Here is a 24527-nt window from a genome sequence, read left to right as displayed (position 1 = left end):
ATAGCTCCTTTCACTATTTCATTTCCTATGATTTTCCCATTAACTGGTAGTGGATTGCATTTTTAGGACAAGCTTTGATACAGGCCCCGCATCGGATACATTCCGGATGATTTGGAGTTTTGCACACATCCACATCCATTTTACATGCCTTTGTACATTGGTTACAACCGACACATTTGTCGGTTTCAATTTTTATATGAAGAAGGCTGACCTTGTTAAACAATGAATAAATTGCACCAAGAGGACAAATCCATTTACAGAAGGGTCTGTAAAATAAAATGCTTAACACTACAACGGTAATTAAAATAAAGCATTTAAAAGAAAACAGCGTTCCCAGTGCAGACCGTATAGATGCATTTCCAAGGGAAAGTGGGATAGCACCCTCTAAAACACCCTGAGGACAAATATATTTACAGAAGAAGGGGTCGCCCATTCCGACTGAGTTCGTTACAAGCATTGGCAGAAGGATAACAAAAACAATAAGAATGAGATATTTCAGGTATCTTAGTGGTTTCAGCCTGGCTGTGGAAAGTTTTTTTCCGGGAATTTTATGAAGTAAATCCTGAAACCATCCAAAGGGACACAGGAAACCACAGATAAATCTTCCAAGGGTCACGCCGAGCAGAATAAAAAAACCGGTTATGTAGTAGGAAAATTTAAAGCGGGATGATCCCACAACCGCCTGAAAGGCACCAATCGGGCATGCTCCCGAAGCGGCAGGACAGGAATAACAGTTTAATCCTGGTACACAGACTGCTTTCGCCTTGCCCTGATAGATTCTGCCTTTCCATAAATTAGGAATATGAATATTGGTAAGCAGCGTTGCGGCTGCCTGTATCCACCCGCGTAGCTGGGCTGTTTTTTCTGACAGTAATTTCTTTTTCTTATCCAATTCCGACACACTCCAGACATAATTTGATTGCTTTGCCAAGCACGACAGCCGCTTCCCCTCTGATGACACCATAGCCCATCATGGTAATACCTGCGAGGAGCAGGACGGTCGGAACGATTTTTCCGTACTTCAAGATAGGGTCATTCCTTTCGTTTGTTCTATTTATTGACCAGCTGACTTAGGTATTATACAATAACGGTTGTAAAATCTTTGTTAAGAAACAGGTGAAATCATTTTGAGATTATTAATTGTTGAAGATGAGAAACAAATATGTGACACAGTTGCGAAAAGTCTGTATGGTGCCGGGTACGAGGTGGACACCTGCTATGATGGAGAAGAGGCGCTGGAATGTATTCTGGCGGAGAATTATGATCTGATTGTCCTGGATCTGAATCTGCCCGGTATGGATGGTATGGAGATACTGAAGGAACTCAGACAGAGAAATGAAGAGACAAAGGTTCTTATATTATCGGCAAGAAGTCAGATTGCGGATAAGGTGGAAGGACTGGATGCAGGGGCAAATGATTATATGGAAAAACCATTCCATCTGCAGGAACTTGAGGCACGGATCAGAAGCCTGACAAGAAGAAAATTTGTGCAGAAGGATGTATGTCTGGAAAGTGGCGGGATAAAGTTCGATACGATCAAACGGGAGGCATATGCAAAGGGAAAAAAAGTTTCCCTGACAAGAAAAGAAAATGGGATTCTGGAATATTTGCTTCTTAATTTAGGCCGACCGGTGAGCCAGGAGGAATTGATGGAACATGTCTGGGATGCATCTGTGGACAGCTTTAGTGGAGCCATCAGAGTACATATGTCTTCCCTCAGAAAAAAGCTTAAGGCGGTGCTTGGATATGATCCGATTTTGAACAAAGTGGGAGAGGGCTATCAAATACGGGAGGTATCTGACAGATGAAAAAAATATCACTGCAGTGGAGACTTACCTGTATCATTACCATCTATATTGCGGTTATATGTGGATGTCTGACGATGTTTGTCTATAAAAACGGGGTATATTACATGGATACTCTGCAGGAAAGGGTGGATGCCCAGGGAGATGACAATGCGGAGGATACAGACGAAATATACATCAGCATTCCGGATGATAAGTGGGATGAGTTTGCAACGGATTTTTCGATTCAGGTATACAATAATAAGGCAGACTACAAAAAAAACAGTCTGCTTATCTCAGCTTTCCTGGCTCTTCTTGGCGGAGTAGCCACATATTTTATAAGCGGACATGCACTCAGACCAATCAAAGAGTTTTCTGATAAAATTGAAAAGGTGCAGGCACAAAATCTGGCAGACTCACGAATAGAAGAAAATCAGGTGAAAGAACTGAACCAGCTTAGTATTTCCTATAATAAGATGCTGGGACGTCTTTCTCATGCATTTGAGACCCAGAGACAATTTACTGCCAATGCGGCACATGAGCTTCGAACCCCATTAGCTTTAATGCAGGTGCAGCTTGATCTATATAATTCCACCCGTCATCCGGACAATGATGCAGAGACTTTGCAGACGATAAATATGGTCACGGAACAGAACGACAGGCTTGGCAAAATGGTAAAGACGCTTCTCGATATGAGTGAGTTTCAGACGGTAAGCCGGGATGAAAAAATTATAGTGGACGCCCTTGTTGATGAGGTGCTGGCAGACCTGGAACCTCTTGCCCAGGAAAAAGATATCACACTTATTGGAAAATGTGAGAGTATTACGATGATGGGAAGTGATGTTCTTATTTACCGACTGGTATACAATCTCGTTGAAAATGCTATAAGATATAATCATCCGGGCGGTCAGGTTACCGTAACTGCCTGCCGGAAGGAACAAAAGGTGTACCTGTCCGTAGCAGATACGGGAAGCGGAATTCCTGAGGATCTTAGGGAGCGGGTGTTTGAACCCTTCTTCCGTGTGGATAAATCCAGAAGCCGGGAGCTTGGTGGTGTAGGACTTGGACTTGCCCTGGCTCGTGAAATTGTGAGGGTGCATGAGGGCAGTATTACGGTCAGACCGAACCCATCAGGAGGAACGATTTTTGATGTGATCTTCACCCAGGGATCAATTTAACTATTATCATAAAGAGGAGACTTACATGGAATATACGATTTATGAACTGCTGTTTTTCTTATTTTGCTACTCGTTTATTGGATGGTGCGGAGAAACGCTTTTTGTTGCCGTGCGCAGAGGCCATTTTCATAATCGCGGTGTGTTTGGTGTTCCCTTCAGCCTTTCTTACGGTATTATGATGGATCTTCTGATTCTGGTACTGCCGACATTGAAAGACCGGTATCTTCTGCAGGTAGTGGCATATATGGTCATTACCTCTGCCTGCGCCCAGCTGGCAGGAGAGTTTTCGAACCGTATGACCAAAGCCGTGCTGTGGGAGCAGGAAGAACATTCGGTCTATGCTGGTAAAGGAAGAGGATTCCTGGATGTGCTGGGCATGAGCGCAGTGGCAGTGGTGGCCATGCTGCTGATTCAGCCTATGCTCTTCTTCCTGACTCAGATCATTCCAGTGCTGGTCCTGAAAATCATTGTATTTGTGCTGATGGCGGTGGTTATTCTTGATTTTATCGCCGTGGAATATGCGGTTCACAGAAAGCCTCTTCCAGAGAAAATGAAGAATCTGGAGCGCGGTATCTGGGAGCGGAAAGTAGGACTTGGCACCTGGATCGCCGATCGTTTCTGGCGGCGTATTCAGCTGGCATATCCAAACCTGAAGGCAGGCGAAGAACCAGTGTCAGAGGCAGAGAAGCAGTATACCTTTGCAATGGGACTGTGCCTTGATAAAATTATCTGGGTATTTTTTATCTGTGCTCTGGGCGGTGACATCATCGAGACCTTTTATGTGCATTTCACCGCAGGTATCTGGATGAGCCGTTCCAGTGTGCTCTACGGCCCTTTCAGTATTGTGTGGGGATTTGGAGCAGCACTTCTGACCATGCTTTTGTATCGTCTTGCAAAGCTGGAAGACCGGTATATTTTCCTTGGAGGATTCTTCCTTGGAGGTACGTATGAATACATGTGCAGTGTCATTTCAGAGAAAGTATTTGGCACAGTATTCTGGGACTACAGCAACATGCCTTTCAATATTGGCGGAAGAACGAACCTTCTGTTCTGCATTTTCTGGGGAATTCTGGCCCTGATCTGGGTGAAAATCATTTATCCGCCCCTCAGCCGTCTGATCGAGAAAATTCCGCCCATTGCAGGAAAAATCATCACCTGGGTGTGTGTGGCGCTGATGGTCTGTGACCTGGCATTATCGGCTTTTGCCATGATGCGGTATGTGGAGCGAAAAGATGGTGTTCCCGCAAAGAATGCAGTGGAAAGCTTCCTGGATGAACAGTATCCCGACGCGTTTGTGGAATTTGTGTGGCCGAATATGAAGATTACGAAATAAGTTTCCCTTGCACAAACGGTAAAGATTAGGTACTCTTATAGGGAATCATTTTGAAAACAACGGAGGATTTATCATGGACAACCTGACAGGACGCAATGTAGGCAAGACCTGCCGTACTCATTACAGAGGAACTTTTAACGATGGAACCCAATTCGACTCATCCTATGACCGCGGCGAACCGCTGGAGTTTGTATGCGGTGCAGGTCAGATGATCAAAGGTTATGATGCAGCAGTGGCAGATATGGAAGTTGGCGAGGTGAAAGAGATTCACCTGATGCCGGAAGAAGCATATGGAATGCCGAATCCGGATGCCATTTTTGAGATGGAGATCGCAAAGCTTCCGGGCTCCGAAGATCTGGAAGTAGGCCAGCAGGTATATCTGACCAATCAGATGGGCCAGCCGTTCCCGGTAAAAGTAACCGCAAAGGATGAGGTAAACATTACTTTTGATGCCAATCATGAGATGGCTGGAAAAGAGCTGAATTTCAAGATTGAGCTGGTAGAAGTAAAATAAGAAACTTCTCAGAAAGAGATCATTTCAGGAGGAGCAAGACCATGAAAACACAGGAAGAGGTGACACGCATCGGCAATCCGCGCAAGCCGGAGGGCACGGAAGGCGAGGAAATGCTGGAGCGCATGAACCAGAGCCATTATGAGGTGACCGGCTGGGCCCTTTCCTACTGGGAGATTCAGGAGGATGACAGGGTTCTTGATATCGGCTGCGGCGGTGGAGCAACGCTTCACCGGATGGCGGAAAAGGTAACCTCCGGTCATGTGACAGGTGTGGATTATTCGGACGTATCCGTGGAAACTTCCAGGAGGAATAACGAGAAGAATATCAGCAGCGGTAAGATGGATGTACTGGAAGGTTCGGTGGAAAATCTTCCCTTTGCAGATGATTCCTTTGATAAAATCATCACCGTGGAGAGTTTTTATTTCTGGCCGGATCCACAGGAAAACCTGAAAGAAGTACGGCGTGTGCTGAAAGCAGGCGGAACCTTCCTTCTGGTGGCAGATATTTACCAGAATGGAAATCTGACGGAGCGGGAAAAAGAGAATATCCGGAATTATCATCTCTTTAATCCGACGAAAGAAGAATTTGAGCAGCTGTTCATAAATGCCGGATTCACAGATATTCAGATTCATACCAGGAAGGGCGAGAACTGGATCTGCGTCGAAGGTGGAAAAAGAGCATAAGATAAGAAAAACGAAACCCTGCCGGGAACTAAAAATTCCTGGCAGGGTCGTTTTCGTTTAGAAGGAAGTTTGTACATCTGTACATGGTTCAGCACCATAGTAGGGAAGCCTGCCTTCGCTGTATCCATACGCAAAGTAATGATTCAGGAGTCCTACAGCATCCGGTCCGATGACAGCGGCTACATCCGGATAGTTATTGTAGTAGTAGATCGGGTCGAATTTCGGAAGGTCGGAATTGGCATTCTCCGGATTGGGGGATGGAATCTGCATCATGAAAGCGGTTCGTTCTTCCTGAGTGGCCACATATCCGGCAGCAGCTTTCCACTCGGATTCCCGGTTCGGAAAACGGCCTTCCTGCATACCGGCCGTCTGATAATGGTTGAACAGGGCCTGGGTATCGAAGCCGTATTCATTTGCTACATCCACGTATTTCTCAAAATAGTAGCTGGGATCAAAAGCGGTCTTCGCCTCAGAAGGAAATGCCCCAAAGATGGATGCAAGGAACACGGCAGATACTGCACATAAAACAGTTTTCATTTTTGTAAATTTCAATCTGGTCACCTCCGTAGATACGATTATTCTTACAAATAGCTTATCATTAAAATTGTCAAATTTCAACGAAAATTGTCAGAAAAATAAAAAATATGCTGATCATAAAAAAATGAGAAGTCTTGAATTACAATTATAATTTATCGCAAAACGATAAAAATATATTGACAAATATCTTTATACCAACTATACTGCACCTATAAACAAACATAAAGGAGCGAAGTGGTATGGAGCAGCACAGACTGATTAAATGGTTAAAATTTCTGGTGATTTTCGCAGCGGGATGCGGAATGGTGATGGATCTGGGAGTCCTGCCGGGAGTAGGAAGCTGGATGGTGGATCTGGCACCGGAGTTTGGCGGATATTTCTGGCCATGGCTTATATTTTTATGGATTCTTTCCGTGCCCTGTTATATGGCATTGTGGATGGCGTGGAAGATTTTTACAGATATTGAGAAGGACAGAGCATTTACCATGGAGAATGCAAAACGTATGGGGAACGTTTCCTTTCTGGCAGCGGCGGATGCGGTGCTTCTGGTTGTTGGAAATGCGGTTTACCTGATTCTTCATATGAATCATCCGGGGGTGCTGCTGGCTTCATTTTTTATTGCATTGGTGGGAATTGCCATTGCTATCGCGGCGGCCATGCTGTCCCATCTCATCCGGAAAGCGGCGAGGCTGCAGGATGAGAGCGACTGGACCATATAGGAGGATGCGATCATGTCAATTATTATCAATATCGATGTCATGCTGGCGAAACGGAAGATGAGTGTGACAGAGCTCTCTGAACGGGTCGGTATTACCATGGCAAATATTTCCGTGCTGAAAAATGGAAAGGCGAAAGCTGTTAAGATCAGCACTTTGAACAGTATTTGTAAGGCCATTGACTGTCAGCCGGGGGATATTCTGGAATATGTGGAAGACGGAGATGATGAAAACGATGAAAACGATGAAAACGAAAGATCTTAATCAGGTCATGTCAGTTCTTTATCTGGGGCTTGGCTATGGGTTTATTTATCTGTGGTCTTCCTGGACGCTGGAATGGGGACTGACTTTATTTACAGCTGCTTATGCAATTGCAGTACTTGGTTATTGCTATGGAAGCGGCAGAAAACCGGCCCGTGAGAGCTGGTTCTGGCTGACAGTCCTGTTCGCCATTGCCATACCTATGAATTTCTATCTGACATTTGGTATTTTGCAGATACTGGCGCTTATGATGGCAGCGGCCTACTGGACGGAGTCGGTAGGCGGAAGCCTCCTGGATCACGGAAAGACGTCCCATTTTATTGCATTTGACCTGTGGAATGTATTTGTCCAGGTGCCGTTTCGGAATTTTTCAGCCCAGATCCTGGTGTGGTTCTCGGAAAAAGAAAACGAACAGGAAGAGGGAACAGAGCAGAAGAAAATGAAGATGAGCGGTGTAATGGCAGTAGTTTGCGGGCTGGTGCTGGTCATTCCGGTTCTCTGTATGATTCTTCCCCTTCTGTCCCGGGCAGATGCAGGATTTGCAAGGGCGACGGAAGAAATCACAGAGTATTTGCAGTGGCATTTGGCAGCTGTGCTGATGAGGCTTCTGTTTGCCATTCCGGTATCTCTTTATCTGTTTGGACTGGTATACGGGAGTATTTACAAAGTTCACACGGACGACATCAAAGTGGAACAGCTCCGGAAAATGTCTGTACAGGTGAAGAGATTACCGCAGGTGACAGTCTGTACGGTGCTTCTGGTGATCTGTGGGGTCTATGGTTTTTTTATGGGAATTCAGGGAAATTATCTCTTTTCCGCTATTGCCGGGAGATTGCCGGAGACATTTACCTATGCAGAATATGCGAGAAGGGGATTTTTTGAACTGTGCCAGATTGGTATCTGGACGCTGGGCATTCTGTTTCTGGCCAATATGTTTGCCGGACAGACTGCGAAAGCATTGAAATGCTGCAATATACTGCTGGCCGGAGAGACGCTTTTATTGCTTATCACGGCAGCCAGTAAAATGTTTCTCTATATAAGAAGCTACGGACTTACCATCAACCGGATTCTTCCCATGGTGTTTATGATCTGGATGGGAATGGTGCTCATAAGTTTTGTTCTGCGGCAGAGAAAACGGTTTCCCATGGTGCGGATCTGCCTACTGGCCGGAGCAGTGCTGTTTTGTATGCTCTGTGTGCTTCCGGTGCAGCATTTGACCGAACTGTATAATACATGGGCGAGAATGAGTGGACTTATTCCGTAAAAAACAGGCAGGATTTCCAGAAAGAGGAAATCCTGCCTGCGGCGTTAACAGACTTTTATTTCGCCTGCCAGAATCTTCTTGTAATCTTCGTAGTTTTTCTGAAGAAGTTCCGGCGTATTCAGCTGGTAAGGACATTTTTTCATGCATTTGTTGCAATGGAGACATCCTTCGATTTTTTTCATATTTTCCTGCCAGGTCTCATTGAGCCAATGGTCGGAGGGAGCGCGGCGTACCATCAGGGACATACGGGCACAGTTGTTGATGAGAATGCCTGCCGGACATGGCATGCAGTAACCGCATCCGCGGCAGAAATCACCGTCCAGTTCTTTTTTCTCTTTTTCAATGAAGTCTTTGATCTTTTCATCCATAACCGGAGCGTTGTCCATATAGGAAAGCCATTCTTCCAGCTCGCTCATTTTCTGGATTCCCCAGATGGGAAGCACATTGTCAAACTGGGAAATATAAGCATAGGCGGCTCTGGAATTGTTGATGAGTCCGCCTGCCAGTCCTTTCATGGCAATGAATCCCATGTTGTGCTCCTTACACAGACGAACCAGTTCCAGTTCTTTCTCTACGGAGAGATAACTGAAGGGGTATTGCAGCGTCTCATAAAGACCGGATTCAATACATTCCTTTGCAACCGTCAGCTTGTGGGCGGTCACACCGATGTGGCGGATCTTGCCCTGCTCTTTTGCCTCCAGCATACATTCATACATGCCGGTTCCGTCACCGGGGCGGTAGCACTGATCCACGCAGTGGAACTGATAGAGATCCAGATAATCTGTTTTCAGAAGCTTTAATGAGGTATCTAATTGTTCTTTGAAATCTTCGGGAGTGCGCCCCATGGTCTTGCTGGCGATAAAAATCTTCTCACGCATTCCTTCAAATGCATTTCCGAGTTTTTCCTCACTGTCACTGTAAGCTCTGGCCGTATCGAAGAAACGCATGCCGCCTTCGTAGGCTCTGTGAAGAATCTGTCTGGCAGTTTCCATATCCACACGCTGGATGGGAAGAGCACCGAAGGCGTTCTGGGGTACGGTAATACCGGTTTTTCCTAAAGTTACCATTTTCATAATATCAATACTCCTTTGTAAAAGTAATCTTATTGTAATGCAGCAAAGAGATAGGTGTCAAGAAAGTGCTTTTATTAGCACAAACTAACTGTGGGATTTGTCAAATTCCGTGTTAAAATTCTGTGAAAAATGCAAATTGTGCAAAACGTTAAAAAATGATAGAATTAATTCATCGTATTATGCACAAAATGCATAAAAGAGTATATGGGATAAGGAGGATAACGAAAATGCTTGACCAGTCTTATTACAGTAAGACCGATGAGATCATTGAACATTATGGCAAGGATGCCCGTTCATTGATCCCCATCATGCAGGACATCCAGGCGGAGTACCGCTATCTGCCGGGGGAGCTGCTCACCTATGTAGCAGAGCAGATTGGAATTACAGAGGCGAAAGCGTACAGTGTAGCAACATTCTACGAGAATTTTTCCTTTGAAGCAAAGGGAAAATACGTGATTAAAGTCTGTGATGGTACCGCCTGTCATGTGCGGAAGTCCATGCCGGTTCTGGAAGCGCTCTGGAAGGAACTTGGACTTAGTAAGAAAAAGCATACAACGGATGACATGATGTTTACCGTAGAGACGGTGTCCTGTCTTGGAGCATGTGGTCTGGCACCTACCATGATGGTGAATGAAGACGTGCATCCTTCCATGACACCGGAGAAAGCACTGGCGGTGATCGAAGAATTGAGAGGGAGGGGATAAACCATGATGACAAGGGAAGAGCTTCAGCAGGTAAGAGAAGATGCCAGACGGCAGATTGAAGCTTATGATTGCCGGATTCTGGTCTGTTCCGGTACCGGATGTATTGCTACAGGTTCCACGAAGATCTACGAAGAATTTCTGGAACTGGTAAAAAACACACCGGGAATCGTGCTTGATTTTGCACCTCACGATGAAGATGGGGAACATGTAGGTGTTAAGAAAACCGGATGTCAGGGATTCTGTGAACTTGGACCCCTCGTAAGAATCCAACGCGGGGATGAAGTGATTCAGTATGTAAAGGTACAGCCGGAAGACTGCAGAGAGATTTTTGAAGAGACGGTCGTAAGGGGAGAGATCGTTGATCATCTGCTTTATACGAAGAAAGACGTTCATTATAAGCATCCGGAAGATATTCCGTTCATGGCAAAACAGACAAGAATTGTTTTGGAAAACTGCGGTCGTGTGGATGCGGAATCTCTGGATGAGTATATTGCATCCGGCGGTTTTGAGGCACTGAACAAAGCCATGTTTGAGATGTCCAGAGACGAGGTTATTGATGAAGTAGACCGCTCAGGATTAAGAGGACGTGGAGGCGGAGGTTTCCCCTGCGGACGCAAGTGGAAACAGGTAGCACGCCAGAAAGAAACGGTTCGTTACGTGGTATGTAACGGTGACGAGGGTGATCCCGGTGCATTCATGGACGGTTCTGTTATGGAAGGTGATCCCTTCAAATTGATTGAAGGTATGATGATTGCCGCTTATGCAGTAAAAGCAGCTGACGGTTATATCTATGTACGTGCTGAGTATCCCATGTCTGTAGCCAGACTGCGCCATGCCATTGCACAGCTGGAAGAAAGAGGACTGTTAGGAGACAATATCCTCGGAACAGATTTCTCCTTCCGCTTACATATTAACCGCGGTGCCGGTGCATTCGTGTGTGGTGAAGGTTCCGCACTGACGGCTTCCATCGAAGGTAAGAGAGGAATGCCGCGTGTCAAACCGCCGAGAACGGTAGAAAAAGGACTGTGGGAGAAACCGACGGTTCTGAATAACGTAGAGACTTATGCCAATGTTCCGAAGATCATTCTGCAGGGTGCAGACTGGTATCGGACCATTGGTACGGAGGGAAGCCCGGGAACCAAGACCTTCTCACTGACCGGCGCCATCGAAAATACCGGTCTGATCGAAGTTCCGATGGGAAGTACTTTAAGGGAGATTATCTTTGATATTGGCGGCGGCCTGAAGAACGGCGCTCAGTTCAAAGCAGTACAGATCGGTGGACCGTCCGGAGGATGTCTGACTGAGAAACATCTGGATGAGCCCCTTGACTTTGACTCTGTAAAAAAATTCGATGCCATCGTTGGTTCCGGCGGAATGGTAGTTATGGATACCAATACCTGTATGGTAGAGGTTGCCCGTTTCTTCATGAGCTTTACCCAGAGAGAATCCTGTGGTAAATGCGTACCGTGCCGTGAGGGTACCAAGCGTATGCTGGAGATTCTGGAGAGAATTGTAGCCGGAGAAGGCAGGATGGAAGACCTTGATCAGCTGGAAGAGCTTGCAACCATGATTCGGAGCATGGCTCTGTGCGGACTTGGCAAGAGTGCTCCGCTTCCGGTATTAAGTACGCTGAAAACATTCCGTGAGGAATATGAAGAGCATATCCGCGATCATAAGTGCCGTGCAAAAGTCTGTCAGGCAATGCGTCGCTTCATCATCAATCCGGATTACTGTAAGGGCTGCGGAAAATGTGCGAAGAACTGTCCTGTTGGCGCAATCACCGGTGTGCGTAAAGAATGTTACCATATTGATCCGAACCTGTGTATCAAGTGCTCAGCATGTAAAGACAACTGTGCATTTGACGCTGTTTATGTTGAAATGTAGAAAGGGGGAGAAATATGGGAATCATTACAATTGACGGTAGAAAAATAGAATTTACCGATGAAAAAAATCTCCTGACCATCATTCGTAAGGCAGGTATTGATATTCCTACACTGTGTTATCATTCAGAACTCTCCACCTTTGGAGCATGTCGTCTGTGTACGGTAGAAGATGACCGGGGAAGAACCTTTGCCTCCTGCTCAGAGGAGCCAAGGGATGGTATGGTGATTTACACCAATACCGGAAAACTGAAACGCTACAGAAAGCTGATTATCGAGCTTTTACTGGCTGCCCACTGCAGAGACTGTACTACCTGCGTCAAGAGCGGTGACTGTAATCTGCAGACGCTGGCACACCGTTTTGGCGTGACCAGTGTAAGATACAACAACTACAGAGAGCAGAAGCCAATTGATTTCAGTTCTCCGTCCATCGTGCGTGATCCGAATAAATGTATTCTTTGTGGTAACTGTGTACGTGTCTGCAATGAGCTGCAGGGAGTAGGCGCACTTGATTTTGCATTCCGTGGTTCCGAAGCTATGGTGATGCCGGCATTTGACAAAGAGATTGCCAAAACGGATTGTGTCAACTGTGGTCAGTGTCAGATCTTCTGCCCGACCGGTGCCATCAGCATCCGTCATAACAGAGAAGCAGTATGGGAAGCACTGGCTGATCCGAATACCCGTGTGATAGCACAGGTAGCTCCGGCAGTGCGTGTGGCAGTCGGCAGCGCCTTTGGACTTCCGAAGGGAAAGAGCGTGATGGGCAAGATTGTCAATGTGCTTCACCGCATGGGATTTGATGAAGTATACGATACTGCATTCAGTGCGGATCTTACGATTGTGGAGGAGTCTGCAGAGTTCCTGGATCGTCTGAAAAATGGCGGAAAACTTCCGCTTCTGACCTCCTGCTGCCCGGCATGGGTAAAATTCGTAGGCGATCAGTTCCCGGATTATAAGGATAATGTATCCACCTGCCGTTCTCCGCAGGGTATGATGTCTGCAGTAACCAAGGAATACTTCCGTGATCCGGAGCATAATCAGGGTAAGAAGACTGTTATGGTATCCTTCATGCCGTGTACAGCGAAGAAGATGGAAGCAAAACGTCCCAACAGCTTCACTCATGGAGAGCAGGATACGGATTATGTGATCACAACCACCGAGTTTATCGATATGATCCGCATGACCGGTATTGATTTTGCAGAGCTGGAGCCGGAATCTTCCGATATCCCCTTTGGATTTGGATCCGGCGGTGGTGTGATCTTCGGTGTAACCGGTGGTGTAACCGAGGCAGTCATCCGTCACCTGGTACCGGGACATGACAAAGCAACGCTGGAGAGCATTGCAGAGTGCGGTGTCCGTGGAGACAATGAAGACGGACTGATCAGAGAATTTTCTGTTCCGTATGAAGGAACAGACTTAAATATCTGTGTAGTCAGCGGCCTTGCCAATGCAAGAAAAGTGATGGAGCAGGTACAGAGTGGTGAAAAGAACTATCACCTCATTGAGGTCATGGCATGCCGCAGAGGCTGTATTATGGGTGGAGGCCAGCCGCGTCTGGCAGGCGATCGTACTAAGGCAGCCCGTAGAGAAGGCATCTATCGTGCAGATAACGTAGCAGTGATCAAGAAATGTGATGAGAACCCGATGGTAATGTCACTCTATGAAGGCTTCCTGAAAGGGAAAGAACATGAACTGCTTCACAATCACGAGTTTTGTTCTTCATAAACAGTGAATTTCCTGTGAAAAGGATGGAAGTTTTCTGATGTTGTGGTAAAATAACGTGAGAGTGAAAAGGCGGAGCGCCTGAAGTGCTCCGCCTTTTTAACATGGCGGAACAGGAGAGAACGACAATGTCGGAGAAGAAAAGAAGACCGGGACATATTCATTCCATCAGAGTACGAATGACGGTGATTTTTTCACTGGTACTGATCGTGGCACTGGCAGCCTGTATGCTGGCGAATATGTTTTTCCTGGAGCGATATTATATTAAGAACAAGATGGAAGCGTTAAAGGAAACCTATCAGTATTTGAATGAGGCTTCTGCGGCGGATGCTATGAGTGGAGATGCGTTCATAACAAAGCTGAATACCATCTGTGAGGTGGACAATGTCAGCCTGTTTGTCATGGGAAGTGACGGACATGCCAAGCTGACAACAGTGCGTGATTCCGCAGAACTGCAGAGAGAATTATATGAGTATGTGCTGGGGGCAGAGCCGGATAAAAAAACAATCTGGGAACAGACGGACAATTATACCATGAGTCTAAGCGGCGGAAAAGCCAGAGGAGGATATCTGAAGATCACAGGCACTCTGGATCAGGGAGAGCTGTTTGTAATCCGGACAGCGGTGGAGCCTTTACGGGAAAGCGTCACGTTGGCTAACAAGTTTCTGTTGGAGGTGGGAATTTTTGTGCTGCTGATTGGAGCGGTTGCCATTCAGTTCTTATCCAGAAGAATTTCCGAGCCGATTTTGGAACTGGCAAAATTGTCTGAACGGATGACGGATCTGGATTTTAATGTAAAGTTTTCCGGCGGCAAGGATGAGGAGATTGTATTTCTCGGCAATCATATGAATCAGCTGTCAGAGAAGCTGGAAAAAACCATTTCCGAATTGAAGACAGCCAATAACGAACTGCAGCGGGATATTGAGCAGAAGGAAAAAAGAGACCAGATGCGGAAGGAATTTCTTTCCAATGTATCCCATGAACTGAAGACACCCATTGCATTGGTGCAGGGGTATGCGGAAGGACTGAAGGAATGTATTAATGATGATGCGGAGAGTCGGGATTTTTACTGTGAAGTCATTATGGATGAGGCATCCAAAATGAACAAGCTGGTGAAAAATCTGCTGACCCTTAATGAACTGGAGTTTGGCAATGAAGTGGTGACCATGGAACGGTTTGACCTGACAGCCATGCTTCACAATATGCTGCAGTCCATGAAGATTCTGTTTGAGCAGAAGGAAGTCCGTCTGGTATTTGACCAGAAGGAGCCGGCCTATGCCTGGGCTAATGAATTTAAGATGGAACAGGTGCTGACCAACTATATCAGCAATGCCCTGAATCACGTGGAAGGGGAAAAGGTTATCAAGATCACGATCCAGAAAGAACCGAATCATGTGCGTGTTGGCGTCTTCAACACGGGGAGACCGATTCCGGAGGAAGATCTGGGACGCATCTGGGATAAGTTCTATAAAGTAGATAAGGCAAGGACCAGGGAATATGGCGGCAGCGGTGTAGGGTTGTCCATTGTAAAAGCGATTATGGAATCCATGCATCAGAGGTATGGAGTTATCAATTATGACAATGGAGTAGAATTCTGGTTTGAACTGGATGATAAAAATGAAGTATAGGAAGAAGAAAAAATTAGTATTGAGGGGCTCTTGACAAAAGCAAACACAGAGGCTAAGATATAGATACGCTAAATTTCAGCCACCAGCTTTACATGCAGTAATCGGGCTTGTAAAGGTTTCGACGGGGGTTTTGAAGTTGGGGCAGCCATCCGAAGGTACCGCGTAAGGTGCAAAAATAAATATAAACGCTGAAGATAATTTAGCAATCGCTGCCTAATGGCAGCTGTCTGACTCAGAGCACCCACACTTTGTGACCCAGGCATCGACTATGTGGGAAACGACACACGTTAAGCTTTGCGCGTGTGGGCGTATCATGAAGCTACTGAAGCTGTAAGCCTGCCGGTTGGCGTACAGCAGAGGGAATGTCAAATAAGCGGCTGTGATGGGAGATACCGCGATGGATGGGCTTTCGGACAGGGGTTCGATTCCCCTCAGGTCCATAGAAGACAGGTCATTGACCTGTCTTTTTTCGTTGAAATTTAAAATCTTCACAGAATTGTCATATTCCTTTGTTATAATAAAAACTATGAGAAAAGTATATGGAGGCTTGCAGTATGGAAAAGCTGAAAATTTTAGTTGTAGATGATGAGAGTCGTATGCGAAAGCTGGTTCGTGATTTCCTGGTAAAACAGAACTTTGATGTGCTGGAAGCAGGAGACGGAGAGGAAGCAGTTGATATTTTCTTTAAGGAGAAGGACATTGCGCTGATTATTCTGGATGTGATGATGCCGAAGATGGATGGCTGGCAGGTCTGCAGAGAGATCCGGAAATACTCCAAAGTGCCGATTATCATGCTGACGGCCAAAGGAGACGAGCGGGACGAACTCCAGGGCTTTGACCTGGGGGTGGATGAATATATTACCAAACCCTTCAGCCCGAAGATTCTGGTGGCGAGAGTGGAAGCGATTTTGAGAAGATCGAACCTTCTGACTAAAGATGATGAGATCTCGGTAGGCGGCATCGAACTTAACAAGGCGGCGCATCAGGTGAAGATCGATGGACAGGAGATTGAATTAAGTTATAAGGAATTTGAATTGCTGGCATATTTCCTGGAAAATCAGGGCATTGCTCTTTCCAGAGAGAAAATTCTTAACAACGTATGGAATTATGATTATTTCGGAGATGCCAGAACCATTGATACCCATGTGAAGAAGTTAAGGAGTAAGCTTGGTGAAAAAGGTGAGATGATCAAGACCATCTGGGGTATGGGCTATAAATTTGAAGTATAAGAATTTACGAAAAATACCGTTTTTTATTGCGTCTGAACTATGCATATGTTACAATAAATATGTTGGAATAAGACATTACATTCATAGAGTGTAGTGTCTTTTTTGCTGTAGTGATGAGGCAGCAAAAATACAAACGAGAAAGTGAGGGTGCTAAGAATGAAAGAAAAGAAGAAACTGTCCCTTGCAGCGCAGATTTTTATCGCGCTGGTACTGGCCATTATTGCAGGCCTTTTGATGCAGAATTATGCAGATTTTGCAAATTCTTACATTAAACCATTCGGAACTATTTTCCTGAATCTGGTGAAGTTTATTGTTGTACCGATTGTATTATTCTCCATCATGTGTGGTATCATTTCCATGAGTGATATCAGAAAAGTAGGATCCATTGGTCTGAAAACAGTTGTTTATTATCTCTGTACCACTGCATTTGCGATTGCCTTTGGCCTTTGCGTTGGAAATCTGTTTAAAGGAATGTTCCCGGTAGTTGCAACGACGGATCTGGTATATGAGGCTTCTGAACCGGTTTCCTTTATGGACACGGTTGTTAATATTTTCCCGTCCAATTTCTTTGAGCCGATGGTAAATGCCAATATGCTGCAGGTCATTGTCATGGCAATTGTCCTTGGATTTGCCATTATTCTGGTCGGAGAAGAGAAGAACAGCCGCGTGATTCAGGGATTCCAGGATCTGAATGACATTTTCATGAAATGTATGGAGCTGATTTTAAGACTTTCTCCTATCGGTGTATTCTGTCTGCTGTGTCCAGTCATTGCAGCCAATGGTCCGGCAATTATCGGTTCACTGGCCATGGTGCTTCTGGCTGCTTATATTTGCTACATCGTTCATATGGCAGTGGTATATTCTCTGACGGTAAAAGCAATCGGCGGTCTGAGTCCGCTTGAGTTCTTTAAAAATATGTTCCCGGCCATGATTTTTGCATTTTCCAGTTCTTCTTCTGTAGGAACACTTCCCATCAATATGGAGTGTGTGGAGAAGATGGGAGTATCCAAGGAAGTATCTTCTTTTGTACTTCCCCTGGGAGCAACCATTAATATGGATGGAACTGCGATTTATCAGGGCGTCTGTGCCATTTTCATTGCATCCTGCTATGGTATTCAGCTGACACTGCCGCAGATGCTGACCATTATTCTGACTGCAACGCTGGCATCCATCGGTACTGCAGGTGTTCCGGGAGCCGGAATGGTGATGTTGGCCATGGTGCTGACTTCTGTCGGACTTCCGGTGGATGGTATTGCCCTGGTAGCAGGTGTGGATCGTATTTTTGATATGGGACGTACCGTTGTAAATATTACCGGTGACGCTTCCTGCTGTGTAGTTGTACATAACCTGGAAAAGAAAAAAGAAATGAAAAATAATTAGTTTTATGTTATGATTCCTTTATTGAATGAAATTTGAAAGATAGAGGAGCAGATGTAACATGCCAGTATTTGATTTTAACGACGTATCCGATGAGAGAAATCATGCGGAGTGTACGTATACAACCTTCCGTTCCGATGCAGGAGAGGCAACTCCGGAACAGCCGATCCTTCTTCTGGATAACCACAGCAGACAGTGGAAGCATCATTCCATCGGTGTCTTTACCAACCCGGTGAAACGTTCTTCCTTTGAATTTGAAGAGGAAGACGGCAAGTTCAGCGCAGATATTCTGGAGATTGATGCCAGATTTGTAAGCCTTTTACGCTGGCTTGGCGAGAACCACATCAATGTGCGTCTGTCTGGTAAGAATCGGGAGGATGGATATGCTGTTTACAAGATTCGTGAGATTGCATTTGGCGGCGGCACCAAGTTATCCGCAGAGGATGGATTTCTGCAGTTTATGATGGACCGTCTCTTTGCCAGCCATGCTCCGGAGGAGATTGAAGAGGATGAGGATTACGAGGAAGTAGGAGATGAGATGAAACTCACCAGCCTGCAGAGCATCACAGATTTCATGACCTGCGCCGGAAATACCATGCCAGAAAATATCCGCCTGTGGGCCAGAAGAAACCTGGCTGTGGCCCGTTCCCACGAGGTGTCCCCGGAAGAGAGAAGACATGCACAGAGAGCACTGTCCATTATGATGAATGTACAGTGGAAAAATAATTATTTTGAAGCCATTGATCCGGAAGAAGCCAGAAGAATTCTGGATGAAGAATTATATGGTATGGAGCGGGTAAAACAGAGAATTATCGAGACCATTATTCAGATCAACCGCACCCATACGCTTCCGGCTTATGGGCTTCTGCTGGTGGGACCGGCGGGAACCGGAAAATCCCAGATTGCCTATGCAGTAGCCCGGATTCTGAAACTGCCGTGGACGACCCTGGATATGAGTTCCATCAATGATCCGGAGCAGCTGACCGGAAGCTCCCGTATCTATTCCAATGCAAAGCCCGGTATTATTATGGAAGCCTTCTCAGCAGCAGGAGAGTCCAACTTGGTTTTCATTATCAACGAGCTTGACAAAGCTGCATCAGGAAAAGGCAATGGAAATCCGGCTGATGTACTCTTAACGCTTCTTGATAACCTTGGATTTACGGACAATTATATGGAATGTATGGTGCCGACAGTCGGTGTGTACCCGATTGCGACTGCCAATGATAAATCCCAGATCAGTGCGCCTCTCATGTCCCGTTTTGCAGTGATTGAGATTCCGGATTATACGAAGGAAGAGAAGAAGATTATTTTTTCCAGATTTGCACTGCCGAAGGTGTTAAAGAGAATGAGCCTGAAGAAAGAGGAATGTATTGTCACGGAGGAAGGGCTGGAAGCAGTCATGGACATTTTCGCCCATACATCCGGTATTCGGGATCTGGAGCAGGCAGCAGAGCATATTGCAGCGAATGCGCTCTATCAGATCGAAGTAAATCATGTAGCTTCTGTCTCCTTTGACGGAACCATGGTAAGAGAACTACTGGCACAGTAAGGGACTGGAAAGGCAAAGACAGATGTTCACAGAAATTCGAAAAGAAAATCCCTTTCAGGAAATTATGGATCAGATTCTTGAAAAAGTGCAGTCAGGAAAGCTTCATAAGGGAGATGCGCTTCCGGCAGAGCGGGTCATGGCAGAGGCTCTTGGAATTTCAAGACCTATGCTGCGGGAGGTGCTGCGGGCGCTGAATATTCTCGGCGTGATTACAACGGTACATGGCGGAGCCAATTATATTTCCGAGAATCTGGAAAACAGCATGATCCGGCCCCTCTCTATTCTGTTTCGGCTGAATAACAGCAGCGTTTATCAGAATCAGCAGCTGCGTGCTGCGCTGGAAGTAGAATGTGCCATATTGGCAGCCAGAAACTGTTCTCCGGTGGATGCAGCGGAATTGCAGCTGATTATTGCGAAACTGGATGCTTCTCAGGATGAGAGCGAGCGGGCAGATCTTGACCGACAGCTTCATATCAAGATCGGAGAGATGGCGAAAAATCCCATGATTTTCGGAGTCATGAGTGCTTCTGCCCAGTTGACGGAAAACATTATCACCGGCATCCGGGCTTATATCATGCAGAAGCAGCAGTCGGTGGCTCATGTGGATGAGCAGCACCGGAATCTGGTCAGTGCCATCATCAGCCATGATGAAGAGCTGGCAGAGAACTGTATGAAAGAGCATATGCAGACCATAGAAAATTATATCAAAGAAATCTCTGGTATGTAGAAAATGAGAAAGAGAATGATTTGCGGAGTGCAAAAATTCCGTAAATTATTCTTTTTTTTATTGTATTTTTATATGCGAAATGGTATAATCTGTTTGTTGATTGGTAATACCAAAAAAGGAGAATGAGTATGGGGTATGTAAAATGGAGTTATCAGGTATTAGAGAAATTTTGTTATGATGCATTTCGTGCTTTCGGGTTCAGTGACGAAGAGAGCAAGGACATTGAAGACGTGCTTCTGATGGCGGATCTTTATGGAATTGAGAGTCACGGTATGCAGCGTATGGTGCGTTATCACAAGGGAATTGAAAAAGGAACCATCCATCCTCAGGCAAAGCCGGAGGTGGTATTTGAAACACCGGTATCTGCAGTGATCGATGGACATAATGGCATGGGACAGCTTATTTCCATCTTTGCCATGAAAAAGGCCATTGAGAAGGCGAAAACTACCGGTATTGGCATGGTAACTGTCCGGGAATCCAACCATTTTGGCATTGCGGGGTATTATGCAAAGATGGCAAGTGATGAAGGTCTTCTTGGAATGGCATGTACCAACTCAGAAGCAATTATGGTACCGACCTTTGGCAAGAAAGCCATGCTTGGCTCAAATCCAATCGCAGTTGCTATGCCTGCAGAACCTTATCCGTTCCTTTTTGACTGTTCCACTACGGTGGTAACCAGAGGAAAATTGGAGATGTACAACAAGATGGGCAAAGATCTGCCTCATGGATGGGCACTGGGAAGCGACGGACAGGAAAGTACCAGCGCACCGGATGTGCTGGCAAATATCGTCGGCAAGAAGGGCGGTGGGATCATGCCTCTTGGCGGCGACAGGGAAGTGAGCGGAGGCCATAAAGGTTATGGTTACGGTATGCTCTGTGAGCTGTTCAGTTCTATCCTTTCCATGGGAGTAACTTCTGATAAATGCTGTACCTTCCCGGACAAAACCGGTATCTGTCATGGATTTATTGCAGTGAATCCGGCAGTCTTCGGTGATCCGGAAGCGATCAAAAAGCATTTTTCAGATTATCTGGAAGCATTACGGGAGAGCCCGAAAGCAGACGGAGCAGAGAAAATCTATACTCACGGAGAAAAAGAGGTTCTGGCTCAGAAAGATCGTATGGAACATGGCATTCAGGTCAATGATAATACTATGGCAGAGCTGGCAAATCTCTGCGATTACCTGAAACTTGATTTTTCTTCTTATTTTAAGGATTATCAGTTGCAGCGCGACAGCAAGTTTTTTACCGGAAATTATTAAGCTGCAGAGTTAATCATAAATCCGCAGGAATGCGTGGAAACACGCAGACCTGCGGTTTTTTTATGCCACAACAGCAATGAAAAATATCTGTTTAAGGTTTACGAATTAATCCATAGACCGTAATCAGAATCGCAACCGGGCACATGATCTGCAGCACCGGAAGGGACATAGTAAGGATAAAGTTCAGTCCGGCACTGGAAATGACGAAGCTGGACACTGCAAAAATGATCAGCCATGCCACATAAGAAATCTTCGGAAGCAGCTCATGGAAGAAAGTGGCACAGCAGCAGAGAAGTCCCACGCATACGTTAAAACAGGCGATGAAGAAAATGGCTCCGATGATCAGCTGCCCATAGATGCCGTAGCATGCTTTGACAGCCCAGGTCAGGATTTCTGCACCGTTCTGTGCGCCCGGAAAATCCACACTGCACACGGCTCCAATGTAGGAGGTGGCACCGTAGACGATGATCAGCATGACACCGGCCATGATGCCGGCGCGAATTGTCTCGGAAGCAACTGCTTTTTTATCTGTAATGCCAAAGGATCCAATGTTCATGGAGATAACTGTGCCGAAGTTGTAGGCGGCCAGAATGTCCATGGTCTGGTAGCCGGTGATAAATCCGCTGCGGATGGGGTGCCCTGCATAGTAGGCATTGGGTGCGGCAAAAAGTGCCGGCAGTTTTACGAGGACGCCGAAAAAGGTTACGGCAATCAACACCAACAGGACCGGCGTCATGATCTTCCCGAGCAGGTCTTTTAAATGGGTCGGTTTCAGCGCAATCATGATAGCTACTGTGAAAAATACAAAGGAGTAAACGCAGCGGATCAGGAATAAAGTCTGATCACTGTTGTGAAAAAACGGAGCCACCGCCATCTCAAAGCTGGTGGATGCGGTTCGCGGAATAGCCACGCAGGGTCCGATCATCAGATGAACAAAGACGGCGAACAGGACAGCCAGTACCGGATGAATACTGCCGACCAGCTTGGTGAGTCCATCGTGCCGGGCCACAGCCATGACAGACAGGATCGGCAGCAGGACAGCTGTCAGACCTAATCCTGCCATGGCAAGAAGGGTGTCTCTTCCCGCCTGTGCCCCCAACAGAGGCGGGAAAATCAGGTTCCCGGCACCAAAAAACATGGAAAATAATGTAAATCCAATGATGCACCGATGTTTCATGGATAAGTTCTGCATAAAATCTCCCTCTTTTCCAATATGCTTCTTTCCAGTATAAACAGAAAATGAAAATAATTCAAGCTACAATATTTATAAATGAGCTGAATTAATATTGTGTAAGATGCACAGGTATGCGTATAATAGGAGCCATGGAGGAAGAGACATGCTGGATAGAGAAATGTTATATGAGGCTCTTCATAAAGAAATTCCGATTCTGACTACACAGATCAGGAAACTTTATGCAGAGCTGGATCAAAAATTCCATCTGGAAGGGGCGAAGGTGCCGATGACGTTCGGAATGGACCGAGATTGCCTTGGCTCTTATACACAGGCAGGAGGCGGAGAACGGGAACATTTTCATTTTTCCCTGCTGTTTGTGGGATATTCCGTGGAACATCCATTAAGCCGGGACGACCGGATGGATTTATATAAACATGAATATGCCCATTATATGCAGGCACATATGAAGATTCCGGAGAAGTACCAGTGGCAGACGGGAAAGCACGGAAGCGCCTGGAAATACTGCTGTTCTCTGGTTGGAGCAGCGCCGACGCCTTATTATAAAGCCGGGGAAGCGCTTATGAACCATGACTATGACAAGGTGCTGAAATCGAAGATTCACGACCACACGGTTCCTATGCGGGATCATTACCGTCGGGAGCAGGAATATAAGAAAACCAGAGACAGCAAGGTGCAGTATCAGGTGGGCGACAGTGTGGAACATCCGAAATTCGGAGCTGGAAGCATCGAGAAAGTGGAGCAGCGGGCCGGTGGTGTCCATCTGCATATCCGGTTTGAGGATGGAGTACGAAAGATGGATCAGAAATGGGTGCTGCAGACCACCCGTTATCGGAAAGCAGGTGACAGATGATGAAACAGAAAATGGTGATGTGCCTGCTGACGGGCGTACTGGTGCTGGGAATAGGCGGCTGCGGAGCGCAGGAGGTGGAGGTACCGGAAGTGGAAAATGTAGAGACTGCGGAGGAAGAACCTGTGCCGGAGGAGACAGCGGAAGAAGAAGGTGACGAACAGGAGAAGACTGATGAAGAAGATCAGTTGAAAGAAGTCCCAACGGTGGATGATGCAGCAGAATCGGGAAAAACAGAACCGGAAGAAACCGAAGCGGCACCTGCCCCGGTGGTTTATGAGGACGGCGGCCAGATCACCCTTGATCCCTCCTGGACTTACGCGGATCACTCGAAGATCAATTCCGGTGCGGCAGTGCTTTATAAAGCCGCGGAGAACCGAAAAGAAATCGTGGTAGGTGTCAATGCCGGACATGGCACTTCTGGCGGTACAAAGGTGAAGACTCTGTGCCATCCGGACGGTTCCGCCAAAGTGACCGGAGGCACCACCGCAGCCGGAGCGACAGAGGCTGTCGCTGTATCTTCTGGCATGACGTTCAACGATGGCACACCGGAGAGCAGCGTCACTCTGCGGATGGCGCAGATCTTAAAAGAGAAGCTGCTGGCAGTAGGATATGATGTTCTCATGCTTCGTGACGGGGATGATGTACAGCTTGATAATGTGGCACGTACGGTTATCTGTAACAACGCAGCAGACTGTCATATTGCCCTTCACTGGGATGGAGACGGGCTTAATTATGACAAAGGCTGTTTCTACATCTCCGTACCGGACGGTCTCAAATCTATGGAGCCGGTGGCCTCCCACTGGAGCGAACACAATGCACTGGGTTCAGCCCTTGTAGAAGGTCTGCGGGCACAGGGAGCAAAGATCCATGGTGGCGGAAGTATGAGCATTGATCTGACCCAGACTTCCTACAGTACGATACCGTCCGTGGACATGGAGCTTGGAAATGCCTGCTCTGACCATTCGGACAGCGTGCTGGACCTTTTAGGCAATGGACTGGTACAGGGTGTGAACAGTTATTTTGGACAATCGTAATTTCACTCTTGTATTCAAAAATAAATACTC

The 24527-nt window shown here is 46.4% G+C and carries 23 protein-coding genes, 1 other RNA gene and 1 pseudogene; 20 read left to right on the top strand and 5 right to left on the bottom strand.

What is annotated here, in order from left to right:
* Positions 1 to 25: 25 nt before the first annotated feature.
* A complete protein-coding gene (locus ACZMB2_RS05210) occupies positions 26 to 892 on the bottom strand; it encodes a 4Fe-4S binding protein (protein WP_487595834.1) in 867 nt (288 codons plus the stop codon).
* Complete coding sequence (locus tag ACZMB2_RS05205) at positions 885 to 1025, bottom strand: CD1871A family CXXC motif-containing protein (protein WP_487595833.1); 141 nt, start codon at positions 1023 to 1025, stop codon at positions 885 to 887. Before ACZMB2_RS05205 ends, ACZMB2_RS05210 begins: the two co-directional genes overlap by 8 nt.
* 96 nt (positions 1026 to 1121) lie before the next feature.
* Between ACZMB2_RS05205 and ACZMB2_RS05200 the strand changes: the two genes are divergently transcribed.
* From ACZMB2_RS05200 to ACZMB2_RS05180, 5 genes and pseudogenes are all read left to right on the top strand, one after another.
* Complete coding sequence (locus ACZMB2_RS05200; protein ID WP_487595901.1) at positions 1122 to 1808, top strand: response regulator transcription factor; 687 nt, start codon at positions 1122 to 1124, stop codon at positions 1806 to 1808.
* Positions 1805 to 2962 carry a sensor histidine kinase gene (locus tag ACZMB2_RS05195; protein WP_487595832.1) on the top strand — a complete coding sequence of 386 codons (1158 nt, stop codon included), beginning with the start codon at positions 1805 to 1807 and terminating at the stop codon, positions 2960 to 2962. The genes ACZMB2_RS05200 and ACZMB2_RS05195 overlap by 4 nt, the downstream gene beginning before the upstream one ends.
* Positions 2963 to 2987: 25 nt before the next feature.
* Positions 2988 to 4295 (top strand): putative ABC transporter permease, encoded by a 1308-nt coding sequence (locus ACZMB2_RS05190; protein ID WP_487595831.1) that lies wholly within the window; start codon positions 2988 to 2990, stop codon positions 4293 to 4295.
* Between the two features lie 79 nt (positions 4296 to 4374).
* Positions 4375 to 4809 (top strand): annotated as a pseudogene (locus ACZMB2_RS05185) (FKBP-type peptidyl-prolyl cis-trans isomerase); the annotation flags it as partial.
* A gap of 41 nt (positions 4810 to 4850) precedes the next feature.
* Positions 4851 to 5492 carry a class I SAM-dependent methyltransferase gene (locus ACZMB2_RS05180; RefSeq protein WP_487595830.1) on the top strand — a complete coding sequence of 214 codons (642 nt, stop codon included), beginning with the start codon at positions 4851 to 4853 and terminating at the stop codon, positions 5490 to 5492.
* Positions 5493 to 5549: 57 nt separating this feature from the next.
* On the opposite strand, the gene ACZMB2_RS05175 is transcribed toward ACZMB2_RS05180, so the two are convergent.
* Positions 5550 to 6044, bottom strand: a complete 495-nt coding sequence (locus ACZMB2_RS05175) for a hypothetical protein (RefSeq protein WP_308458656.1) — start codon at positions 6042 to 6044, stop codon at positions 5550 to 5552.
* A 224-nt stretch (positions 6045 to 6268) separates the two neighbouring features.
* On the opposite strand from ACZMB2_RS05175, the gene ACZMB2_RS05170 reads away from it, so the two are divergent.
* From ACZMB2_RS05170 to ACZMB2_RS05160, 3 genes are read left to right on the top strand one after another with little or no spacing between them, the layout of a single operon-like run.
* On the top strand, positions 6269 to 6748 hold the full coding sequence (locus ACZMB2_RS05170) for a DUF2975 domain-containing protein (protein ID WP_487595829.1): 480 nt from the start codon (positions 6269 to 6271) through the stop codon (positions 6746 to 6748).
* Positions 6749 to 6760: 12 nt separating this feature from the next.
* Positions 6761 to 7009: a helix-turn-helix domain-containing protein gene (locus ACZMB2_RS05165; RefSeq protein ID WP_487595828.1), complete on the top strand. Its 249-nt coding sequence runs from the start codon at positions 6761 to 6763 to the stop codon at positions 7007 to 7009.
* Positions 6981 to 8270: a DUF4153 domain-containing protein gene (locus ACZMB2_RS05160; RefSeq protein WP_487595827.1), complete on the top strand. Its 1290-nt coding sequence runs from the start codon at positions 6981 to 6983 to the stop codon at positions 8268 to 8270. The genes ACZMB2_RS05165 and ACZMB2_RS05160 overlap by 29 nt, the downstream gene beginning before the upstream one ends.
* 44 nt (positions 8271 to 8314) lie before the next feature.
* Here the strand turns inward: ACZMB2_RS05160 and ACZMB2_RS05155 are convergent, their stop codons facing one another.
* Positions 8315 to 9343 (bottom strand): aldo/keto reductase, encoded by a 1029-nt coding sequence (locus ACZMB2_RS05155; RefSeq protein WP_487595826.1) that lies wholly within the window; start codon positions 9341 to 9343, stop codon positions 8315 to 8317.
* Positions 9344 to 9570: 227 nt separating this feature from the next.
* On the opposite strand from ACZMB2_RS05155, the gene ACZMB2_RS05150 reads away from it, so the two are divergent.
* The 10 genes from ACZMB2_RS05150 to ACZMB2_RS05105 all read left to right on the top strand — a co-directional run bounded on the left by ACZMB2_RS05150 (position 9571) and on the right by ACZMB2_RS05105 (position 21418).
* Positions 9571 to 10047: a complex I 24 kDa subunit family protein gene (locus ACZMB2_RS05150; RefSeq protein ID WP_118769263.1), complete on the top strand. Its 477-nt coding sequence runs from the start codon at positions 9571 to 9573 to the stop codon at positions 10045 to 10047.
* Between the two features lie 3 nt (positions 10048 to 10050).
* Positions 10051 to 11931: an NADH-ubiquinone oxidoreductase-F iron-sulfur binding region domain-containing protein gene (locus tag ACZMB2_RS05145; RefSeq protein ID WP_118769264.1), complete on the top strand. Its 1881-nt coding sequence runs from the start codon at positions 10051 to 10053 to the stop codon at positions 11929 to 11931.
* Between the two features lie 14 nt (positions 11932 to 11945).
* Positions 11946 to 13652 carry a [FeFe] hydrogenase, group A gene (locus tag ACZMB2_RS05140; protein ID WP_487595825.1) on the top strand — a complete coding sequence of 569 codons (1707 nt, stop codon included), beginning with the start codon at positions 11946 to 11948 and terminating at the stop codon, positions 13650 to 13652.
* 125 nt (positions 13653 to 13777) lie between these two features.
* A complete protein-coding gene (locus ACZMB2_RS05135; RefSeq protein ID WP_487595824.1) occupies positions 13778 to 15277 on the top strand; it encodes a sensor histidine kinase in 1500 nt (499 codons plus the stop codon).
* 103 nt (positions 15278 to 15380) lie between these two features.
* Positions 15381 to 15720: a transfer-messenger RNA gene (ssrA, locus tag ACZMB2_RS05130) on the top strand.
* A gap of 111 nt (positions 15721 to 15831) precedes the next feature.
* A complete protein-coding gene (locus tag ACZMB2_RS05125) occupies positions 15832 to 16506 on the top strand; it encodes a response regulator transcription factor (protein ID WP_487595823.1) in 675 nt (224 codons plus the stop codon).
* A 156-nt stretch (positions 16507 to 16662) separates the two neighbouring features.
* Positions 16663 to 17886, top strand: coding sequence for a dicarboxylate/amino acid:cation symporter (locus ACZMB2_RS05120; protein ID WP_487595822.1), 1224 nt, complete (start codon positions 16663 to 16665; stop codon positions 17884 to 17886).
* Positions 17887 to 17944: 58 nt separating this feature from the next.
* Positions 17945 to 19432 carry an AAA family ATPase gene (locus tag ACZMB2_RS05115; protein ID WP_487595821.1) on the top strand — a complete coding sequence of 496 codons (1488 nt, stop codon included), beginning with the start codon at positions 17945 to 17947 and terminating at the stop codon, positions 19430 to 19432.
* A gap of 64 nt (positions 19433 to 19496) precedes the next feature.
* The gene (locus ACZMB2_RS05110; RefSeq protein ID WP_487595820.1) at positions 19497 to 20159 is read left to right on the top strand and encodes a FadR/GntR family transcriptional regulator; all 663 of its coding nucleotides are present in this window, start codon (positions 19497 to 19499) and stop codon (positions 20157 to 20159) included.
* Positions 20160 to 20287: 128 nt separating this feature from the next.
* Positions 20288 to 21418: an Ldh family oxidoreductase gene (locus ACZMB2_RS05105; RefSeq protein ID WP_487595819.1), complete on the top strand. Its 1131-nt coding sequence runs from the start codon at positions 20288 to 20290 to the stop codon at positions 21416 to 21418.
* A gap of 91 nt (positions 21419 to 21509) precedes the next feature.
* Here the strand turns inward: ACZMB2_RS05105 and brnQ are convergent, their stop codons facing one another.
* Positions 21510 to 22610, bottom strand: a complete 1101-nt coding sequence (gene brnQ / locus ACZMB2_RS05100) for a branched-chain amino acid transport system II carrier protein (RefSeq protein ID WP_487595818.1) — start codon at positions 22608 to 22610, stop codon at positions 21510 to 21512.
* A 145-nt stretch (positions 22611 to 22755) separates the two neighbouring features.
* On the opposite strand from brnQ, the gene ACZMB2_RS05095 reads away from it, so the two are divergent.
* Both ACZMB2_RS05095 and ACZMB2_RS05090 read left to right on the top strand, forming a co-directional pair.
* Entirely contained in the window at positions 22756 to 23463 is a 708-nt protein-coding gene (locus ACZMB2_RS05095) for a hypothetical protein (RefSeq protein WP_308458649.1), read from the top strand.
* Positions 23460 to 24497 (top strand): N-acetylmuramoyl-L-alanine amidase family protein, encoded by a 1038-nt coding sequence (locus ACZMB2_RS05090; RefSeq protein ID WP_487595817.1) that lies wholly within the window; start codon positions 23460 to 23462, stop codon positions 24495 to 24497. The genes ACZMB2_RS05095 and ACZMB2_RS05090 overlap by 4 nt, the downstream gene beginning before the upstream one ends.
* Positions 24498 to 24527: the final 30 nt, after the last annotated feature.

This window comes from Hominiventricola sp. (assembly GCF_057604405.1).
The sequence above is the reverse complement of the archived record's forward strand: the minus strand, read 5'-3'. Positions and strand labels throughout refer to the sequence as shown.

What these genes read in the sequence shown, in the direction of transcription:
- ACZMB2_RS05180 (WP_487595830.1), top strand. Translation starts at nt 4,851, where the DNA reads ATGAAAACACAGGAAGAGGTGACACGCATCGGCAATCCGCGCAAGCCG.
- ACZMB2_RS05155 (WP_487595826.1), bottom strand. Translation starts at nt 9,343, where the DNA reads ATGAAAATGGTAACTTTAGGAAAAACCGGTATTACCGTACCCCAGAAC.
- ACZMB2_RS05115 (WP_487595821.1), top strand. Translation starts at nt 17,945, where the DNA reads ATGCCAGTATTTGATTTTAACGACGTATCCGATGAGAGAAATCATGCG.
- ACZMB2_RS05190 (WP_487595831.1), top strand. Translation starts at nt 2,988, where the DNA reads ATGGAATATACGATTTATGAACTGCTGTTTTTCTTATTTTGCTACTCG.
- ACZMB2_RS05170 (WP_487595829.1), top strand. Translation starts at nt 6,269, where the DNA reads ATGGAGCAGCACAGACTGATTAAATGGTTAAAATTTCTGGTGATTTTC.
- ACZMB2_RS05140 (WP_487595825.1), top strand. Translation starts at nt 11,946, where the DNA reads ATGGGAATCATTACAATTGACGGTAGAAAAATAGAATTTACCGATGAA.
- ACZMB2_RS05125 (WP_487595823.1), top strand. Translation starts at nt 15,832, where the DNA reads ATGGAAAAGCTGAAAATTTTAGTTGTAGATGATGAGAGTCGTATGCGA.
- brnQ (WP_487595818.1), bottom strand. Translation starts at nt 22,610, where the DNA reads ATGCAGAACTTATCCATGAAACATCGGTGCATCATTGGATTTACATTA.
- ACZMB2_RS05135 (WP_487595824.1), top strand. Translation starts at nt 13,778, where the DNA reads ATGTCGGAGAAGAAAAGAAGACCGGGACATATTCATTCCATCAGAGTA.
- ACZMB2_RS05160 (WP_487595827.1), top strand. Translation starts at nt 6,981, where the DNA reads ATGAAAACGATGAAAACGAAAGATCTTAATCAGGTCATGTCAGTTCTT.
- ACZMB2_RS05165 (WP_487595828.1), top strand. Translation starts at nt 6,761, where the DNA reads ATGTCAATTATTATCAATATCGATGTCATGCTGGCGAAACGGAAGATG.
- ACZMB2_RS05105 (WP_487595819.1), top strand. Translation starts at nt 20,288, where the DNA reads ATGGGGTATGTAAAATGGAGTTATCAGGTATTAGAGAAATTTTGTTAT.
- ACZMB2_RS05120 (WP_487595822.1), top strand. Translation starts at nt 16,663, where the DNA reads ATGAAAGAAAAGAAGAAACTGTCCCTTGCAGCGCAGATTTTTATCGCG.
- ACZMB2_RS05110 (WP_487595820.1), top strand. Translation starts at nt 19,497, where the DNA reads ATGGATCAGATTCTTGAAAAAGTGCAGTCAGGAAAGCTTCATAAGGGA.
- ACZMB2_RS05145 (WP_118769264.1), top strand. Translation starts at nt 10,051, where the DNA reads ATGATGACAAGGGAAGAGCTTCAGCAGGTAAGAGAAGATGCCAGACGG.
- ACZMB2_RS05150 (WP_118769263.1), top strand. Translation starts at nt 9,571, where the DNA reads ATGCTTGACCAGTCTTATTACAGTAAGACCGATGAGATCATTGAACAT.
- ACZMB2_RS05095 (WP_308458649.1), top strand. Translation starts at nt 22,756, where the DNA reads ATGCTGGATAGAGAAATGTTATATGAGGCTCTTCATAAAGAAATTCCG.
- ACZMB2_RS05090 (WP_487595817.1), top strand. Translation starts at nt 23,460, where the DNA reads ATGATGAAACAGAAAATGGTGATGTGCCTGCTGACGGGCGTACTGGTG.
- ACZMB2_RS05195 (WP_487595832.1), top strand. Translation starts at nt 1,805, where the DNA reads ATGAAAAAAATATCACTGCAGTGGAGACTTACCTGTATCATTACCATC.